Origin of the sequence: Burkholderia sp. BCC1047 (assembly GCF_902833155.1) — a bacterium.
In the GTDB taxonomy this organism is placed as follows: domain Bacteria; phylum Pseudomonadota; class Gammaproteobacteria; order Burkholderiales; family Burkholderiaceae; genus Burkholderia; species Burkholderia sola.
The window spans coordinates 1-1,584 of record NZ_CADFEH010000076.1 but is presented as its reverse complement, the minus strand read 5'-3'; the positions used below and the strand labels follow the sequence as shown (position 1 = coordinate 1,584).

2 protein-coding genes are annotated in these 1,584 nt (G+C 53.0%); one reads left to right on the top strand and one right to left on the bottom strand.

Going from position 1 to position 1,584, the window contains the following annotated elements; all coding sequences use genetic code 11:
* The first annotated feature begins 126 nt into the window (after window positions 1-126).
* Window positions 127-351, top strand: coding sequence for a hypothetical protein (locus HWX55_RS35855; protein WP_175979094.1), 225 nt, complete (start codon window positions 127-129; stop codon window positions 349-351).
* Between the two features lie 166 nt (window positions 352-517).
* On the opposite strand, the gene HWX55_RS35850 is transcribed toward HWX55_RS35855, so the two are convergent.
* Window positions 518-1,219: an N-acyl homoserine lactonase gene (locus HWX55_RS35850; protein WP_175979093.1), complete on the bottom strand. Its 702-nt coding sequence runs from the start codon at window positions 1,217-1,219 to the stop codon at window positions 518-520.
* Window positions 1,220-1,584 lie beyond the last annotated feature (365 nt).

The window sequence follows — 1,584 nt, the reverse complement described above, 5'->3', positions numbered from 1 at the left end:
CGTTTCAGAAACAGCACGACACAGCCAAAAAAGGAGAGAAAGAAGACCCAGATACCCACCGAATAACCCGCAAAGCTGGTCCAAGGGGTGGGTCAGAATTCAATGCAAATCGTGGGTCAGGATTCCATGCAAATCAACAGCCGAGTAGATACGAGAAGTCGGATGCAAGGAGGAGGAATGGGAAGCGCTTGGGTGGACGGTAAGGCAGTGATCGTGGAGGTGGATTCCAGTGATTACCGACATATCGAGTCGGCGGCGCGGAAGCTCGGGTATACAGTGCAGGAATTTCTGCTGCTGAGTGCGTCTCTGATTGCTGCCGTCGTGCATGGAGAGGGCGCCGCCCAGGATTGAAGCGGTCCGGCATAATCGGCGGGTCCGGGTATCGTGCGGACCACACTGGAGTGACGTCGGAGCATGGATTCCGCATCGGATGACATGGCACGTCTTCACGTTACGGACGGTGTCGACCAGGGCGAACATCATGCCGAGCTTGGGGGGGGCAAAGCCCCCAAGTCAGTTACAAAACTTCCGGAGATTGATCGCTGCGTTGATAGGAAAAAGAGGCTTCCTTGCCTTTCGATGTTGGAAGAGTGATCGCAACCACCGGAACTACAATTCCATATTCCTGATAGAAGGTTTTTTGATCGATTTTGGCATTGGTTAGGGCCTGGTTGTCGCCGGCTATGTAGAAAAACGAATGAATCGGAAGTTTTTTGCCATTGTTTTGCTTCCATGTAGCCACGCGCAACTCGTTTTGGATGTCCCACCATGGCGAAAGCATCTTTTGCCTCGCCAGAATGCTTTGATAAAAATGATCTGCGGTGCCAGAGTGTCCTTTGGTAACATCCCAGCCGCATTGATCGCTGTATTTTATCTTTAGCGAATCAAAATGTTCTATCCACTTTTGAGCATCTGTGATTCCCTGCTCGATGCAGGGGCGGCTCTCGGTAGGGTAATTGGCGGACGCGCCGCAACCATTCCCAGGGCGCTGGTCGGTGCCGCCATCCATTGAATACGCACAGAGAACCATGATGCTGTCTTTGCCTTGAAGCGTGCTATATCCGGGGTATAGTATGAATCCATTCTTATAACCGAAAACAAGCTTTGAAAAATTACTGTCGGCTCTGATCCACGAGAAAGAGACGCCGCCACTCGCTTGTGAGGCCGGGCTTGGGTTCCACGGCCGGAAAGCGGGACTTTCCACGGTGGCGCGCAACATGACTCCGCTACACAGGAAAGCTGGCCGATACTGGCCGCCGCAGCTTTTGGGAGTTTTGTAATACCAATCGTATAGCTGGCTGATCGCAATAGGTCCGACGTAGTCGATAACTTTTGCTTCCGCCTGAGCGGCGATGTTTTGTGCAGTCGCGGTTTTGCTGAGAAAAAAGATTGCTATTGTGACCTGCCCCCGGTTTTAGTCCGGACTGCAGTTAGAGTCCGAGGTTAAAAACTGCTGCTTCGCGTCGTGCGCCCGGGCGAACTGCACAGGCGTCAGATAGCCGAGCGAACTATGAGGCCGCTCGGTGTTGTACTCGATACGCCATTCCTCAATCAGCCGCTTGGCGTGGCGCATTGAGACGAACC

Bases quoted from the DNA above. Each gene is read 5' to 3' on its own strand.
- HWX55_RS35855 (WP_175979094.1), top strand. From the start codon at position 127: ATGCAAATCAACAGCCGAGTAGATACGAGAAGTCGGATGCAAGGAGGA.
- HWX55_RS35850 (WP_175979093.1), bottom strand. From the start codon at position 1,219: ATGTTGCGCGCCACCGTGGAAAGTCCCGCTTTCCGGCCGTGGAACCCA.